General features: G+C 48.3%; 17 protein-coding genes. 5 read left to right on the forward strand and 12 right to left on the reverse strand.

The annotated features are described in order from the left end of the window. Nucleotides 1-80: 80 nt before the first annotated feature. Entirely contained in the window at nucleotides 81-653 is a 573-nt protein-coding gene (ampD, locus tag E3U44_RS10555; protein ID WP_134358114.1) for a 1,6-anhydro-N-acetylmuramyl-L-alanine amidase AmpD, read from the forward strand. Between the two features lie 65 nt (nucleotides 654-718). Here ampD and E3U44_RS10560 read toward each other — a convergent pair whose 3' ends face one another. Further along, nucleotides 719-1279 carry a cob(I)yrinic acid a,c-diamide adenosyltransferase gene (locus E3U44_RS10560; RefSeq protein WP_134358116.1) on the reverse strand — a complete coding sequence of 187 codons (561 nt, stop codon included), beginning with the start codon at nucleotides 1277-1279 and terminating at the stop codon, nucleotides 719-721. Between the two features lie 62 nt (nucleotides 1280-1341). Between E3U44_RS10560 and hspQ the strand changes: the two genes are divergently transcribed. Continuing rightward, on the forward strand, nucleotides 1342-1659 hold the full coding sequence (gene hspQ, locus E3U44_RS10565; protein ID WP_134358117.1) for a heat shock protein HspQ: 318 nt from the start codon (nucleotides 1342-1344) through the stop codon (nucleotides 1657-1659). Nucleotides 1660-2053: 394 nt separating this feature from the next. On the opposite strand, the gene E3U44_RS10570 is transcribed toward hspQ, so the two are convergent. The 4 genes from E3U44_RS10570 to acs all read right to left on the reverse strand — a co-directional run bounded on the left by E3U44_RS10570 (nucleotide 2054) and on the right by acs (nucleotide 6095). Then, nucleotides 2054-2446: an RNA-binding S4 domain-containing protein gene (locus E3U44_RS10570; RefSeq protein ID WP_134358119.1), complete on the reverse strand. Its 393-nt coding sequence runs from the start codon at nucleotides 2444-2446 to the stop codon at nucleotides 2054-2056. Nucleotides 2447-2524: 78 nt separating this feature from the next. Continuing rightward, the gene (locus tag E3U44_RS10575; RefSeq protein WP_240761381.1) at nucleotides 2525-3037 is read right to left on the reverse strand and encodes a DUF2934 domain-containing protein; all 513 of its coding nucleotides are present in this window, start codon (nucleotides 3035-3037) and stop codon (nucleotides 2525-2527) included. 84 nt (nucleotides 3038-3121) lie between these two features. Further along, nucleotides 3122-4120 (reverse strand): hydrolase, encoded by a 999-nt coding sequence (locus E3U44_RS10580; RefSeq protein ID WP_134358120.1) that lies wholly within the window; start codon nucleotides 4118-4120, stop codon nucleotides 3122-3124. Nucleotides 4121-4127: 7 nt separating this feature from the next. Continuing rightward, a complete protein-coding gene (gene acs / locus E3U44_RS10585) occupies nucleotides 4128-6095 on the reverse strand; it encodes an acetate--CoA ligase (RefSeq protein WP_134358122.1) in 1968 nt (655 codons plus the stop codon). Nucleotides 6096-6864: 769 nt separating this feature from the next. Here acs and E3U44_RS10590 point away from each other — a divergent pair. Further along, nucleotides 6865-7464, forward strand: a complete 600-nt coding sequence (locus E3U44_RS10590; protein ID WP_134358124.1) for a peroxiredoxin — start codon at nucleotides 6865-6867, stop codon at nucleotides 7462-7464. 192 nt (nucleotides 7465-7656) lie between these two features. Here E3U44_RS10590 and dksA read toward each other — a convergent pair whose 3' ends face one another. Next, nucleotides 7657-8094, reverse strand: coding sequence for an RNA polymerase-binding protein DksA (dksA, locus tag E3U44_RS10595; protein WP_134358125.1), 438 nt, complete (start codon nucleotides 8092-8094; stop codon nucleotides 7657-7659). Nucleotides 8095-8290: 196 nt separating this feature from the next. Between dksA and E3U44_RS10600 the strand changes: the two genes are divergently transcribed. Together E3U44_RS10600 and E3U44_RS10605 are read left to right on the forward strand one after the other, a co-directional pair. After that, nucleotides 8291-9058 carry an HAD family hydrolase gene (locus tag E3U44_RS10600; RefSeq protein WP_134358127.1) on the forward strand — a complete coding sequence of 256 codons (768 nt, stop codon included), beginning with the start codon at nucleotides 8291-8293 and terminating at the stop codon, nucleotides 9056-9058. Continuing rightward, the gene (locus tag E3U44_RS10605) at nucleotides 9055-10215 is read left to right on the forward strand and encodes a pyridoxal phosphate-dependent aminotransferase (RefSeq protein ID WP_134358128.1); all 1161 of its coding nucleotides are present in this window, start codon (nucleotides 9055-9057) and stop codon (nucleotides 10213-10215) included. Before E3U44_RS10600 ends, E3U44_RS10605 begins: the two co-directional genes overlap by 4 nt. 58 nt (nucleotides 10216-10273) lie before the next feature. Here the strand turns inward: E3U44_RS10605 and E3U44_RS10610 are convergent, their stop codons facing one another. The 6 genes from E3U44_RS10610 to thpD are packed head-to-tail and all read right to left on the reverse strand — an operon-like array spanning nucleotide 10274 to nucleotide 15000. Then, nucleotides 10274-11017, reverse strand: a complete 744-nt coding sequence (locus tag E3U44_RS10610; protein ID WP_134358130.1) for a class I SAM-dependent methyltransferase — start codon at nucleotides 11015-11017, stop codon at nucleotides 10274-10276. A gap of 14 nt (nucleotides 11018-11031) precedes the next feature. Next, on the reverse strand, nucleotides 11032-11829 hold the full coding sequence (gene ehuA / locus E3U44_RS10615; RefSeq protein WP_338040748.1) for an ectoine/hydroxyectoine ABC transporter ATP-binding protein EhuA: 798 nt from the start codon (nucleotides 11827-11829) through the stop codon (nucleotides 11032-11034). Beyond that, nucleotides 11816-12469: an ectoine/hydroxyectoine ABC transporter permease subunit EhuD gene (ehuD, locus tag E3U44_RS10620; protein ID WP_134358132.1), complete on the reverse strand. Its 654-nt coding sequence runs from the start codon at nucleotides 12467-12469 to the stop codon at nucleotides 11816-11818. Before ehuD ends, ehuA begins: the two co-directional genes overlap by 14 nt. 3 nt (nucleotides 12470-12472) lie before the next feature. Then, nucleotides 12473-13117, reverse strand: coding sequence for an ectoine/hydroxyectoine ABC transporter permease subunit EhuC (gene ehuC / locus E3U44_RS10625; RefSeq protein WP_134358133.1), 645 nt, complete (start codon nucleotides 13115-13117; stop codon nucleotides 12473-12475). Between the two features lie 37 nt (nucleotides 13118-13154). After that, the gene (gene ehuB, locus E3U44_RS10630; RefSeq protein WP_134358135.1) at nucleotides 13155-14063 is read right to left on the reverse strand and encodes an ectoine/hydroxyectoine ABC transporter substrate-binding protein EhuB; all 909 of its coding nucleotides are present in this window, start codon (nucleotides 14061-14063) and stop codon (nucleotides 13155-13157) included. 28 nt (nucleotides 14064-14091) lie between these two features. Then, the gene (gene thpD, locus E3U44_RS10635; RefSeq protein WP_134358136.1) at nucleotides 14092-15000 is read right to left on the reverse strand and encodes an ectoine hydroxylase; all 909 of its coding nucleotides are present in this window, start codon (nucleotides 14998-15000) and stop codon (nucleotides 14092-14094) included. Nucleotides 15001-15108: the final 108 nt, after the last annotated feature.

Genomic DNA, 15108 nt, shown 5'->3' on the forward strand with positions numbered 1-15108 from the left:
TAACTCTCCATTATAGCAATGACTCTTCGGATGCTTCGATGTTTTCCAGGTCGAGTAGTGAGGCTGGGGCAGACTAAACCATGACTGTCATTGTTCCTTGGGCCCTCTGGGTGAATAGGGATAGTGGTTGGCTGACCCATGTCCGCCAGGTTATCTCGCCTAACCAAGATGAACGACCACCAGGGGTGGTACCAGAATGGTTAGTGGTGCACGGTATCAGTCTACCGCCGGGAGAATACGGAGGGCCATGGATTGATGCCCTATTTACCAACTGCCTTGATCCCACAGCACACCCTTATTTCCATGAAGTCCATTGCCTGCGTGTTTCTGCCCATGTTTTCATCGCCCGGGATGGTTCTTTAACCCAGTACGTACCCTTTCACAAGCGCGCTTGGCATGCAGGAATGTCGAGCCTTAATGGGCGTACTCAATGTAACGACTTTACTATTGGGATAGAACTTGAGGGTACTGATGTTGCCCCCTATGAAGAGATACAATATCAAATCTTGGCGAGCCTCATCAGCGCTTTGACTTTGGCCTATCCTACTCTATCTAAGGAACGAATTGTGGGCCATAGTGATATCGCCCCAGGCCGTAAAACTGATCCTGGTCCCGCTTTTAATTGGAAGCGCCTCAAATCTTTATTAGTTTAGCTACAATAGTTGAATTATAGACACTGCTGAGTGTTATAGTATTATTTAAAAAAGCTATTGTGGGGTTAAGGTTTTATCCTGGTTTGGCTTTTTTCCCAAAGTATTTCAGTGACCCCCTCTGCACGGTTAAGTTCCCGTGCCATGACAAACAAGAGGTCTGAGAGGCGATTAAGGTATTTCAAACTCTCTGGGTTGATGGCCTCTTCCTTGCTAAGTGTGACAAGCCGCCGTTCTGCCTGCCGGCAGGTCACGCGAGCTAGGTGACACAGACTAGCGGCGATGGCGCCCCCTGGTAAAATAAATTCTTTAAGTGGCGGCAATTTTTCATTTAAGGTATCGAGTTGCCGTTCTAGGGCCTGAACTTGGTCAGCTTCGATAATATGGGCAGGGGGAATACTCAGTTCCCCTCCCAGGTCAAAGAGTTGGTGCTGGATAGACGTTATGGCTTGATGGAGCGGAGTTGGAAGGGGGTGGGCAAGAAGCAGGCCCAGTAGGGCATTGAGTTCATCGATAGTGCCAATGGCTTCAACCCGGGGGTGGTCTTTCGGTACCCGTTGTTGGTTACCTAGCCCGGTCGTTCCCTGATCACCTGTGCGGGTGTAGATCTTAGATAAGCGATGTCCCATAGTGAATGATTACCTTAAATTATCGTCGCTTTATCAAGCATAAGCTAAAGTGGAGAAACCCTATGCAACAATCAAGAGCTAAATTTGGAATTGGACAATTGGTGCGTCATAAGTTGTTCCATTATCGCGGGGTAGTGGTGGATGCGGATCCGGTCTTTCAGGGTAGTCCCGAGTGGTATGAGCAGATGGCCCAGTCCCAACCGCCAAAAGACCGGCCTTGGTATCATGTTTTGGTTGACAATGCGGATTACCAAACCTATGTGGCGGAGCGAAACCTGGACCTAGATACTTCTGGAGAGCCTATCAACCATCCCGCAGTCGAACTATTGTTTGATGATCTCCATGAGGGCGTGTACCGTCGCCAGGGTAGCATCAATTAAATTTCTTTCCCTTAAAGATTTTACTGGTGCGCTTCATGATCGCACTCTTCCAAAGGTTGATACCACCGTCTTTAGACGGTCAGTTTTAACTACGAGATTAAGCGGTGTATACTGGTGGCTTGGCGCGCGTATCCCACGTCGATGTCCAGCCTGCCAGACAGGCGTAAATAAATAACGAGGGATTGCTTTGCTTATCAGCTTGGCAACGGGCGCCCCGGTGGGGTAAGCCGTCCGTATGTGGGGTCTCTTGACTACCATAAATGACCGCTCCTTTTGGGGTTGGGTCTGAAAAAGTCACCTGCTTTGAGCAGGTCGGTCGTTTACTTCCGCCAAGGCGCACCCCAGCTTAGGGGGGGCATCAAGCAACTCATACTCAGCTGTAGCGGAGAATTCGTCAGCTTTTGCGGGTAAAGCGGATGATCTGGCGGCGGTCCCGTTTGGATGGACGACCCTGGGTAGTGGGTCGGTGCTCCCGCTCCTCCCTCAATTGCATAGCTAGGGTTTGCCGCTTTACTTTGCTTTCCTCACTTTCTTGGTAAAGTAACGACGCTTCTGTGGCTGGGCGGCGCTGTTGAGACAGCCTATCAACGGTAATTTCATACTCGAACTGGCCCCGGCGAATGGTTAAATTATCACCGATACTTACCCTCTGGCTAGGTTTGACTCGCCGACCATTGAGATGGACTTTGCCTCCGTTGACCGCTGCCACTGCAAGGCTGCGTGTTTTAAAAAATCGTGCAGCCCAGAGCCATTTATCAAGGCGAATTTTTTCGGTTTCAGATGTCATTATCTCCTCTCACCGCGGGTGTGTCCTGGATAAGCTGGATAAGACTGAGGGTATTGAATTCGGCAAACAGCGCAGGGTTTACTTAGGGTTGTTTTCCGCTCCTGCCAATAGGGTATTGATCTGCGTCTCCGCTTGGAACCAGTTTTCCTCTGGGGTACCGTTTTGAAAGCCTCGTTTTTCAGCAATGTAGTAAGCCGCTTCCGAAACCATTTTCCAGCGCTGCTCAGGCGTAAGCGTAAGTTGCTTAGGTTTCCTTGGGTTGGTCTTACGAGATTTGGCGGCAGTCTTCTTAGGTGCCGCTGAAGGCGCTTGCTTGGAAGCCGTCTTTTTAACGCTGGTTTTATCCTTACGCGCCGTTTTGGCAGTTGCCGTGGCCTTAGTTCCCTGAACGGTCTTGGTAGGGGCGGCGGCTGGTAGGGTAGAGCTTGTTGCCTCGGAAGCTGAGCTTACTGGAGTGATCATTTCTTGGGTTTCAGCTGCTTGAGTGGTGGTCTGCTTAGGGGCAGATTTGCTAGCAGTTGCTTTTGCCTTTTTTGCCTTTGGTGCTTTAGCGGCTGCTGCTTTAGCCATTTTTCTGGGTTTTTCATTCATAGCGATAATCCTCGTCGCTGTTAAATTAAAGAGCTATTTCTATTATCCTCTGCAATGATATAAAGAATGCAATAAACGCGGTAATTAGCCGCTGGCTAGGGCGATTTCCCCCGATATTTCTGCTTCTAAATATAGACTGAGGAATTCTGGAATTCTTTCTTCTAACCAATACTGGGGTTGCCAGGGCCAGTGGCCACTGATAAACCCCACATGCCCTCCCCCTGAGCTGAGTTCTAACTGTACTGTGGGGGAAAGATCAGAGGCCGAGGGAATAGCATCTTGCGGTAAAAAGGGATCATCCTTGCTATGGAGAATCAATGTTGGGATGTGGATTTTGCGCAAAAATGGCCGACAGCTTGAGCGCTGCCAATAATCATTGGCATCTATAAATCCATGTAGGGGAGCGGTGATGAGGTCATCAAATTCCTTAAATGTCTGGACTTTTTCCAAGGCTTGGAGATCAAAGGGGCAATCACGGTAGCGAAATTTATGCCGGACAGAGCGCTTCAGCGCATTAACTAGAGACCACTGGTAGGCTTTGGATAGGGCTTGCTCTAATTGCCATGCTGCCCGGCCAAGTTCAAAGGGAACGGAAACTCCAATTGCAGCGGTGAGGTCTGCTTGCTGACCAGCCTCTCCAAGCCATTTGAGAAGGACATTACCGCCTAGCGAATAGCCTACTGCTGCTAATGGAGTATCGGGTTCCCTCTGGCGCAGGATGGTAAGTAGCGCTTGGAGATCGCCCGTATCACCGGAATGGTAGCTGCGGGCTAGCCGGTTAGGTTCGCCGCTACAACCTCGGAAATGCAGTAATACCCCGCGCCAACCCCGTTGTGCAACAGCCCTCAGGAGTCCAGCAGCATAGCGGGAACGGTAGGACCCTTCAAGGCCATGGAGGACCACCACAATAGGTCCCTTGCCTTGACCGCTCCAAGCAAGATCCACAAAATCTCCATCCGGCAATTCTAGCCGTTCCCACAGGAATTCTACCCGGAAGGGGGGACGAAAGCGCGACCCCCATACCGTTTGGGCATGGGAACCCGGTAGCCACCAGGCAGGTCGGAAATTACTGGGAATGATCATGGTCGAATTACTCTTTACCCTGAAGCTGGGGGAGGATAGCTTCACTCTCTAAGGTAGAGGTATCTTGAGTGATGGTTTCACCCCGGGCGATGGTCCGAAGTAAGCGGCGCATGATTTTTCCGGAGCGGGTTTTGGGAAGGCTGTCCACAAAACGGATTTCATCCGGTTTGGCGATAGGCCCAATTTGATCGCCGACCCAGGCCCGAAGTTCCTCAGTTAAAGTTTTATCGGCCCCTCTTGTCGGGCGGGTCCCTTTCAGTATGACATAGGCGAGGATGGCCTCACCCTTGATGTCGTCAGGGCGACCCACTACGGCGGCTTCTGCTACCTTCGGATAAGCCACTAAGGCGGATTCGATCTCCATGGTGCCGAGGCGGTGACCTGACACATTCAATACATCATCAGTGCGCCCCATGATCCAAAAATAGCCATCCTTATCGCGGCGGGCGCTGTCGCCCGTAAGATAATATTGGCTGCCAAATTTGCTCCAATAGGTGTCATAATAACGCTGATCATCGCCCCAAATAGTGCGGAGCATGGAAGGCCAAGGTTTGGTAATGACTAAATAACCGCCCCGATCAGGGGTGGTAATGGGGTGCCCTTTCTCATCGACCACTGCAGCGTTAATCCCAGGCAAGGGGAGGGTACAAGAGCCGGGTTTGGTGGGGACAGCGCCAGGAATAGGAGCAATCATGTGGACTCCCGTCTCCGTTTGCCACCAAGTATCGACAATTGGGCAGCGCTCGCCTCCGATAACGCGGTGATACCACATCCAGGCCTCGGGATTGATGGGTTCGCCCACTGTTCCCAGCAGTCTTAATTGGGATAAGTTATAGCTGGCAGGGATGTCATCTCCATATTTCATCAGAGCGCGGATAGCGGTGGGGGCCGTGTAAAAAATGGTGACTCCATGGTCTTGGCAGATTTTCCAAAAACGGCCCGGGTCAGGAAAAGTGGGAGTTCCTTCATACATGACAATAGTGGCCCCTGCTGCCAGCGGCCCGTAAGCGACATAACTATGGCCTGTGACCCAGCCCACATCAGCCGTGCACCAAAAGATGTCCTCATCGCGAATATCAAAAACCCATTTCATGGTAGTGAGGGCACCGAGTAGGTAGCCGCCGCTGGCATGCTGGATACCCTTGGGTTTGCCGGTGGAACCGGAGGTGTAAAGGAGGAATAAGGGGTGTTCAGCATTTAGCCATACCGGCTCACAGTTGCCGTCGGCCTTGGCTTCTGCCTCATGCCACCATAGATCGCGTCCCTCGGTCATGTCGACCTCATGACCCGTACGTTGCAGGACAATGACATGCTGGATACTTTCGCAGCCTTCTTTTAATGCGCGGTTAGCCGCAGCTTTGAGTTCGACAATGCGTCCGCCCCGGTGACCCCCATCGGCAGTGATAAGAAGTTTGGCTTTTGCGTCCTCGATCCGATCTTTAAGGGATTCGGCGGAGAAACCTCCAAATACGACCGAATGGATGGCCCCGATGCGGGCACAGGCCAGCATCGCAATAACGGCTTCGGGTACCATGGGCAGGTAGATGACCACCCGATCGCCTTCGGTAACGCCTTGAGCTTTAAGGACGTTAGCAAAGCGGCTAACCCGCTGATGTAATTGATGATAAGTGAAGGTGGTAATATCCCCGGGTTCCCCTTCAAAAATAATGGCTATTTTATCGGCTTTCTCCCGCAAATGGCGGTCTAGGCAGTTGTAAGACACATTCAGTTCGCCGTCGCTAAACCATTGATAGTGAGGGGGGTTAGTGCTATCTAGAACCGTTTTGAAGGGTTTATGCCAGGTAATTTCTGCACATGCTTGTGTAGCCCAGAATCCTTCCAAGTCTTCGTTGGCGGCTTGGGCTAAGGAATCCAAGGTGGCGCGGTCGGGGATGCGGGCTTGGGCCGAAAATTCAGCCAGGGGGGGGAAAAGGCGTTCTTCATGCAAAGTGGATTCGATGCTTTCTTCGTTCATGATTTATTCCTTCCTTTTTCACCCCGCAGGGAGTTGAATCATTTGGGGGCTTTTAAACATCTAAACATCAGGTCACTAGCAGACGGCTTGCACATTGCCCGATTAGCGATTAGTACGCTTATTATTTAGACACTCTAAGCCAACTTGTTAGCCTAGTAAATATGTCTGATTTCTCAAGCCTAGGGGAAGCTAGAAGCGGAAAAATGGGGATAGGTCAGCAGATAGCTGGAAAATAGCGCTGCCAGAGTAAAAGTATAGTTTAATGGCAGATCTCGTTTATCTTGCTTTGGTATTGATATAATCTTTAAGAAACGGCAGTTGGGCGTGTGGGCCTGCTGGAGGGCAAGGCGCGATGACGCCGTGTCATCTCAAGGGTAAAGTAGATCGGCGGCTAGAAAGCCGGCATTCATAGCGCTTTTCCTGTGCTTCTAAGCGATCAACCGTCGTTTCTAGAATAATGCTGCAGGAAAATTGGGTGAGGTGTCGACGCTAGCCGCTGGTATTCTGTGATGGGCAGCGTCGTCGGTGACCCCTGATAAATAGGCTATCTGACTGCTTGGCTGCGAATTATCTAGCCACTGATGAACTCGTTCGGGTTGTTTATCGTCAAAGAAAAGGGCTCTATCGTCTTGATTTCCAAGTTTCCAGTAGGAAACCCAACAAAGTCTATGGTTATTATCTATTGATTTTAAGATAGAAATTGCTAAAGTCCCATACATTCTGCTTTGGTAAATTCTGCGCTGACAACCTATCAAGAGGAGAACATCCTGTGAGTGTACTGGTTACGCAAGTTGCCCCTGATTTTACCGCTCCGGCTGTAATGCCTGATGGTACTATTAAGGAGAATTTCCGCCTTTCTGATTTACGCAGTAAATATGTCGTGCTGTTTTTCTATCCTCTGGATTTTACCTTTGTTTGTCCTTCGGAGGTTCTGGCCCATAACAATCGCTTGAAGGATTTCAAAGAGCGTAATGTGGAGATTGTGGGCGTTTCAATTGATTCCCAGTATAGCCATTATGCTTGGCGTAATACTCCCGTAGCGAATGGAGGGATTGGCGCTATCGATTTTCCGCTGGTAGCCGATCTAAACCACGATATTACCCGGGCTTACGGGGTGGAGCATCCTGATGGAGTCGCCCTGCGTGCATCCTTTTTGATTGACAAAAATGGAGTGGTTCAGCATCAGGTAGTCAATAATCTTCCCCTCGGTCGAGCCGTAGAGGAAATGTTACGGATGGTGGATGCTTTGCAATTTACGGAGGAACATGGCGAGGTCTGTCCGGCGGGGTGGCGCAAGGGGGAGGAAGCTATTCGCCCTGATGCGGAGGGGGTAGCCCAGTATTTAGCTAAGCATGCGACCACCTTGTAGTTTAAGATCATTGCGACGGTTATAAATAAACGCCCCCGTTTAATGCGGGGGCGTTTTGTTTCGTAAAGAACGCGCTTCTCTATTGCGTGGATTTCCTAACCCCAGAGAATGCTTTCCATGAAAGCCTTGGGTCCTTTACAGGTGTTTTTCTTGCAAATTATCTTGGCCCTTTTAGGTTACAGGAGTTTCCAGTTAGGCCCGTTGCCTTTCTTTGATTTCCTCTAGGGTTTTGCAATCAATGCATAGGGTAGCAGTGGGACGGGCTTCTAAGCGCCGGATGCCAATTTCGGCTCCACAGGCCTCACAGTAGCCATAGTCCCCTTTATCAAGACTCCGTAGGCGTTCAGTGATTTTCTTGATAAGTTTACGTTCCCGATCTCTGGTGCGTAACTCCAACGTAAATTCTTCTTCCTGTGATGCACGGTCGCTGGGATCTGGGAAGTTTGCAGCCTCATCCTGCATATGGTGAACGGTCCGATCGACTTCTTCCATAAGCCATTGCCTCCAGCCCAGCAGGATCTTTCGAAAATGTTCAACCTGTGGCTCACTCATGTATTCTTCCCCCTCTTTTTGTTGATAGGGGGTAAATTCTTGGGGAGATTGCACCAGATCCTTGTTATTAACGGCCATGTCTTGGCTCCTCAAGTACTAAAAAACAGTCGCGGATATATACCAGAACCTTTCCAGAAGCGCAATAATTATATCTCCTTATTGACAACAGCTTAAAATATTTTAAAACGAAAAAACTATCAATAATTGTGGTATTAGTATCCTTTAGCGCTCTCGCTATGAGAACAAGTTAACATTGTTTATGGGGAATACATTGGTGAAACTTAAAACATTGATTTTTGATCTGGATGGGACTCTTGCTGAAACGGAGCGGGATGGACATCGGGTGGCGTTTAATCGAGCCTTTGCCGAAATTGGAGTGGATTGGCATTGGGATGTTGCTCTTTACGGTAAATTATTAGCCATAACCGGTGGCAAAGAACGTATCCGTTATTACCTAGATCATTATCAACAGGATTTTCGCCCTCCAATGGCATTGGATAAATTCATTGCGGAGTTGCATCAGACAAAAACTCGATATTACGTAGAACTGCTGGAAGAGCAAGAAATCCCACTCCGTCCAGGAGTGTTGCGTCTCCTCACTTTAGCCCGCGAGAAGGGGTTGCAATTGGCTATTGCCACTACGACTACGCCAGAAAATGTAATGGCGTTGTTGCGTACTAGCATTGGTAGTCATGCCCTGGATTGGTTTGATTGTATTGCCGCTGGAGATGTGGTTAGGACTAAAAAGCCGGCGCCGGATATTTATGATTACTGTTTACAGCAGTTGCAAAGAGAACCTGCTCAATGTCTTGCTTTTGAAGACTCGGCTAATGGTGTTCGTGCAGCTGTAGACGCTGGGATCAAAGTGGTGGTCACTGTGAATGATTACACTCGTGATGAAGATTTCACTGGGGCGGCGTTGGTGCTGGATCATCTGGGAGAACCAGATCAACCCTGTACGGTATTAAGTGGAGATTTAGAGGATTTCGAGTATGTAGACGTTGCGCTCTTACAGCGGTTGCACGGGGAGAATTCAGTGTGAATGATCGAATAGCGCGACGGATGGAAGATATTAAGTCCTTTCAAGTGATGGAGTTGTTAGCGCGAGCAAAGGAACTGGAAGCTCAGGGAAAATGCATCGTCCATATGGAAATTGGTGAACCCGATTTCGTGACACCTCAGCCCATTGTGGAGGCCGGGATAGTGGCATTGCGTTCTGGGCAGGTTCATTATACCCCGGCAGCAGGGCTACCGGCCCTGCGTGAGGCTATTGCAAACTGGTATAGCAATAGTGCCGGGATTACCGTGTCGCCTGAACGTATCATTGTGACGCCAGGCGCCTCTGGGGCTTTGCTAGTTGCCCTGGCGGTCTTACTCAATCCAGGAGACACGGTACTTATGGCTGATCCGGGTTATCCCTGCTATCGCTATTTTGTTCGGCTGTTAGAGGGAAAAGCCGTCTGTATCCCGGTAATGGAGACCAGTGCCTACCAGTTTACTTCAAGGCATATTGAGTCCCACTGGACTCCTGAAACTCGAGCGGTACTGGTTGCTTCACCTGCTAATCCAACGGGTGCTCTCCTTTCCCAAAATACACTTGCAGCATTAATGGGCAGTGTCGAGTCTCGAGAGGGGACTCTTATTGTTGATGAAATTTACCATGGTTTAGTTTATGAAGATAAAGCCACCACTGCCCTGGTGCTTTCAGATCACGTGTTTGTTATCAATAGTTTCTCAAAATACTTTGGTATGACGGGGTGGCGATTAGGTTGGCTCGTTGCACCCAAAAACTTTACTCGGGCTGCTGATAGATTGGGTCAAAACCTCTTTCTTGCTGCCTCTACGCCAGCTCAACACGCCGCTCTTGCGGCTTTTAAGCCTGAAGTTCTCCAGATTCTTGAATCCCGTCGAGTGGAATTTCAACGGCGACGGGATTTCCTTCTACCTGAGTTGAGGGATCTCGGTTTCCATATTCCGATCATCCCTCAAGGTGCATTTTACATCTATGCGGACTGCTCCCGATTCTCGGCAGATAGTTTCTCTTTTGCCCGAGAATTGCTGGAGAACATTGGTGTTGCGGTAACTCCAGGCATAGATTTTGGTTGTAATGCCCCTCAGCAGCACCTGCGCTTTGCTTATACCACTTCAATGGAGCAATTGCAGGAAGGGATCAAACGTCTTCAAGCTTATCTTAATTAAATCGGCCCCGCTTTTTTAGAATCAGGTAAAAATATTTTTTAAAAAATCTTTGCATCTCCTAAACTTTTTTGGCGGTAATAAAATCAAAGCGATCGTTAAACTCTAAAATCTCTTGATCCGCATAAGTGGATTCCATTTCTTGGAGGCCTGCTTTAAGTTCCTCCTCCTCAAATGAAGACAACACAGACATGTAACAGTTGGCCACCATTTCAAAATATTTCTCTTTGGGAATAGTATGCCGATACACCAAGGTTTCCCGCTCGACTTGGAATGTTTCATTTTCAAGCAGACTGACAAGTTCATCTGGGTTAGCATGCCAGTTTAGACAGCGTTCAAGTGCTTTATTAAACAAGGGATATTCCACGTTGGGAGGCACGTGTACTAACAATAAAATACCCCCTGGAGCTAGGCGCTGATAAAGGTTTCTAAACAGAGTTTGCCTATCATCAATATGATGAATAGTTTCCTTGACTAATATTTTGTTATAGGTTCCTGGACGGTTTGAGAACTCCAAGGCGTCCTCTGCAACTCGTTTAATAGGTGCTTCTTCAGGGATTTGAGCCAGCATTTCAGGAAATGGATCAACGCCGATGACCGGATTTTTCAGGGAGACCTGTTCTAAGATATCCAAAGAATAGATTCCTGTTCCACAGCCTAAATCAACCAAAATATCATCTTGATTGAGCGCTAATTTATCAACCATTTTAGAGGTTAGCTGACGAACAAAATCTGGAGAATAGTAAAGAAAGCTATCATAGCGCTCAGCTAGGCGTTGATAATGGGTGTGGATAACATCGCTCATAATGATTTCTCCTCTTAGAGAATGGTCCGTAAAAATTCTTGGGTTCTTTTCTGTTTTGGTCGAGAGAAGATAGCATCGGGGGTATCGTCTTCAATAATTTTCCCCTCTGCCATGAAAATAACTCGGTCTGAAATATCCTGGGCGAAACTCATTTCATGGGTGACGATTAACATGGTCATTTCGCTCTCTATTGCAATTTGCCGGAGGACATTGAGCACTTCCCCCACCAACTCAGGGTCTAAAGCCGAGGTGACTTCATCAAAGAGCATGACTTGGGGTCGCAAGGCAAGGGCGCGGGCAATGGCTACTCGTTGCTTCTGGCCTCCAGAAAGTTGAGCCGGATAGTTTTCAACCTTGTCTTCTAAACCTACTAATCTTAGAAGATCAACGGCTCCCTTTTCTGCTTCTTCCCGGGGCATGTGCAGTACATGCACCATCGCCTCAGTAACATTTCGTAATACGCTCATGTGGGGAAATAAATTAAAGTGTTGAAAGACCATTCCCACCTTTCCCCGTACCTTACGGATATGGTGCCGATCCGCAGGCACTTCTTGACCACCACGCTGCATCGTCCAAATCGATTCACCGTCGATTTCAACCCGGCCTGAATCAATGTCTTCTAGTGTCATCAAAATCCGTAAAATAGTGGATTTTCCTGAGCCGCTAGGGCCAATCAGGGCAAGCTTCTGGGAAGGGGGAATATCTAAGTCAATCCCCTTTAATACATCAAGTCCATCAAAGGACTTCCGTACCTCACGCATCCGAATAATGGAATGTGTTGAGTCTTCTTTATCAAGATTAGGTTTGAGCAAAACGGGCTTCCAATTTTCGTACCAATCGGGAAGATAACAAACTAATGACTAGAAAAAGCAGACCCACTAGGGTGAGTGGTTCCAAATAGCGGAATGTTTCAGCACCACTAAGCTTAGCAGTCTGCAGTAATTCCATGACCGTGATAGCTGCTAATAAGGGTGTATCTTTAAACATGGCGATTAGATAATTCCCTAATGCTGGAATGACCGGTGGAATTGCTTGGGGAAGAATGATCGCTTTCCAAGTGTGGAAGCGGCTCATATTTAGAGCCATAGCAGCCTCCCATTGTCCTTTGGGGACACCTTCAATCCCTGCCCGGTAGACCTCTGAAGTGTAAGTACTATAATGCAAACCAAGCCCTACTACTCCGGTTAAAAAAGGTGAAAGCGTGACACCAAAATCAGGCAGGACAAAAAAAAGAAAATAAAGTTGAACTAGGAGGGGAGTGCTGCGTATGAACTCCACTACCCAAGCAGTCATGGTAGCCATAATACGAATGGCAGAGCGCCGCAATATAGCCCAGCCCAGCCCAAGAATCAAGGCAGCGGTCATTCCCAAAAAAGTAGCCTGAATAGTTACCCAGAACCCCCTTAATAGATCGGGTAAGATATCCAGTGCATACTGCCAGTCGAATACCATTTTCTATCGTCCTACAGCAAACTTGCGCTCCAGGCGCCGGATAATAAAAGCGATAATTTGCGCGAGAAGGAAATATAAGACTAAGACTAGTGCAAAGATCTCCGCCGAGCGGAGAGTCGAAGCACGCAGCATTTGGCCTTGAAAGGTAAGCTCGCTAAGGGTGATCATGGATACCAGTGCTGTGCTTTTCAAAAGCTCGATTAGCAGGTTTCCAAAAGGAGGAAGCATGGCAGGAACTGCTTGAGGAATAATGATACGCCAAAGGGTCTGCCGAGGGGTAAAATTAAGGGCAACAGCGGCCTCTCTTTGCTCTTGCGGTACGGCTTGGATTGCTCCTCGAACCACCTCAGCCCCATAAGCGCCAATATTTAAGCCCAGCACCCAAATGCCGGTCGCCATGGCACTGAGCTCAACACCTAACATGGGGAGAGCAAAGTAGGCCCAAAATAGCTGTACCAGTGCTGAAGTGCCGCGGAAAAGATCAATATAAACAATTGAGATAACCCGCAAATACCAGTGGCGAGAAAGTTGCGCTAAACCGGCTGTGAAAGCAGCGACTGCGGCTACTATTATCCCACCTACCGTAAGGCCTGCAGTCACTGCAAGCCCTGATAGTAGGGGGGGCAAGAGGTCAAAGGGAGGCGGCACGGCAAAGCAGCTCTCTTATCAGAGAATAAGATAAGTTCTAATCATTGGGCTGGCATAATTGCGCAGCAGTGATCTCTCCTGGTAAGTCTGCTTCTGTAAATCCAAAGGGTTCTATCAGGGAGAGGTGCTGAGCAGTTCCAATGAATTTCTCTAAGTGCTTATTGAACTCTGCTAACAACTTCTCATCTTCTTTACGAAATCCAAATGCGCCATAGCCTACTACTGTCTTCCCATCGATAATGGGATCGTGAAAAGGTTGAGCCCGCTCAATGCGGGTATCGGTTTTTTCAAGCAAGTTATGGACGGTTAGGCTAGTGGCTGCAAAGGCATCTACTCGTTTTGCCTGAACAGCGGCTACGGCGCTAGGTGGATCAGGGAGAATAACAATCCGATCATTAGGTATCCCCGTTGAGCGGGCATATTGAAGCTCCACCGCACCGGCCGTAACCCCTATACGCGCTGAGGGGTGGCTTGCCACATCGTCGTAGCTATGCAAATTGAGTGGATTACCTGCTTGGACAATAAAAGCTTCTCCAATTCCATAAGTTGGGTTTGAAAATGCAATTTCCCGGCACCGCTGAGGGGTAATGTACATGCCAGCAGCAATGATATCGAACCGCTTTGCCTTAAGGCCTGGAATTAACGATCCAAATTCTGTGAGAACGCCTTCAATATTTTTTATCCCCATTTGTTTGAGTATTTTTTTCGCAATTTCTGGGGCTTCGCCGGTCAATTGGCCTGTTTCATTATCCATATAGGCATAGGGCGCTTCATTAGCGTAGCCGAGACGAACCACTTTCTCTTGCTGGATACGTTCTAAAGTAGACTTATCGGCCCCGGAGGGACCTTGAGTCCCCTCACATCCCATGATAAGAATAATCCCGGCAAACATTGCCAGGACGCTAAACAGTTGTACTAAAGTACACTGAGGTTTATTTTTTTTCATCGTCCCTTTGTACACTAAAGTTCGTCATTTAAATAGGTATGAACTCGCGATTTGCAATATATTCTGGGCGCGGTGGTAATCCACAATAGGGCTGCACTAGGGTATTTTCCATGCTGTTATAGACGAAAAATATGTTGCTCCGTGGCCAGGGCGAAATATTAGAATTGGAACCATGCATAAGGTTACATTCGAAAAACAGGACTGAACCTGCGGGGCCACGGGGGGCCACTATTCCACCCCTTTCAACGAGTCTCTCAATATTTTTATTATCAGGCACCCCATATTCTTGTTTTTTCAGCGAAGATTTATAGTGGTCCTTGGGCGTCTTTCCTGCACAACAGAGGAAATACTGGTGTGATTTAGGGATCAGCATCAAAGGACCATTATAAATATTGTTCTCAGTCAAGGTTATAGAGCAGCTGATGGCACGCATACGGGGCATCCCGTCTTCCTCGTGCCAAGTTTCGAAATCAGAGTGCCAGTAAAATTCTTTACCCTGGAAGCCGGGTTTGTAATTAATCCGGGATTGGTGAATGTAAACCCGACTATTCAGTAGCTGCGTGATCATACTAACAATACGCTCATCCTGGGAGAGCTGTTTGAATAACTCATTGGTGCGATGAATATCGAATATCGATCGCACCTCCTGGCTTTCGGGTTCTAAGATGGTTTGTGGCGCCTCTTTGACAAGAGGCGCACTGGAAAGCGCATCCAACTCACGGCGGTAGCGCTGTACTTGTTCTTGAGAAAATAAGTTCTCAAAGAAAAGGTACCCATTTTCTTCATAAAAACTTATTTGTTCTTTATTCAAAGGACCCGAGTCTGAGTGTTGTCCGTAGAATACAGGATCGCAGCGTTCAATGAGACGCGGCGTATCACTGACGCGGGACGGATAAAGATCCTCATGGGAATCACTTAAAGCTTGATTGTGGCCCACGCAATAACCTCCTTATGCTTTATCAGTTCAACGCGCCTTGAAATCTTAAACTTTGTAATAGGGGACATCCTTTGTCGCCATGAATATCTTCGCCTCCTAGTCCAAAAT

It is taken from the genome of Nitrosococcus wardiae (genome assembly GCF_004421105.1).
Taxonomy (GTDB): domain Bacteria; phylum Pseudomonadota; class Gammaproteobacteria; order Nitrosococcales; family Nitrosococcaceae; genus Nitrosococcus; species Nitrosococcus wardiae.

Coding starts and splice junctions, on each gene's coding strand:
- hspQ (WP_134358117.1), top strand. CDS start 1,342: ATGCAACAATCAAGAGCTAAATTTGGAATTGGACAATTGGTGCGTCAT.
- E3U44_RS10560 (WP_134358116.1), bottom strand. CDS start 1,279: ATGGGACATCGCTTATCTAAGATCTACACCCGCACAGGTGATCAGGGA.
- ehuB (WP_134358135.1), bottom strand. CDS start 14,063: ATGAAAAAAAATAAACCTCAGTGTACTTTAGTACAACTGTTTAGCGTC.
- E3U44_RS10580 (WP_134358120.1), bottom strand. CDS start 4,120: ATGATCATTCCCAGTAATTTCCGACCTGCCTGGTGGCTACCGGGTTCC.
- ehuD (WP_134358132.1), bottom strand. CDS start 12,469: ATGGTATTCGACTGGCAGTATGCACTGGATATCTTACCCGATCTATTA.
- E3U44_RS10610 (WP_134358130.1), bottom strand. CDS start 11,017: ATGAGCGATGTTATCCACACCCATTATCAACGCCTAGCTGAGCGCTAT.
- ampD (WP_134358114.1), top strand. CDS start 81: ATGACTGTCATTGTTCCTTGGGCCCTCTGGGTGAATAGGGATAGTGGT.
- dksA (WP_134358125.1), bottom strand. CDS start 8,094: ATGGCCGTTAATAACAAGGATCTGGTGCAATCTCCCCAAGAATTTACC.
- E3U44_RS10570 (WP_134358119.1), bottom strand. CDS start 2,446: ATGACATCTGAAACCGAAAAAATTCGCCTTGATAAATGGCTCTGGGCT.
- acs (WP_134358122.1), bottom strand. CDS start 6,095: ATGAACGAAGAAAGCATCGAATCCACTTTGCATGAAGAACGCCTTTTC.
- E3U44_RS10575 (WP_240761381.1), bottom strand. CDS start 3,037: ATGAATGAAAAACCCAGAAAAATGGCTAAAGCAGCAGCCGCTAAAGCA.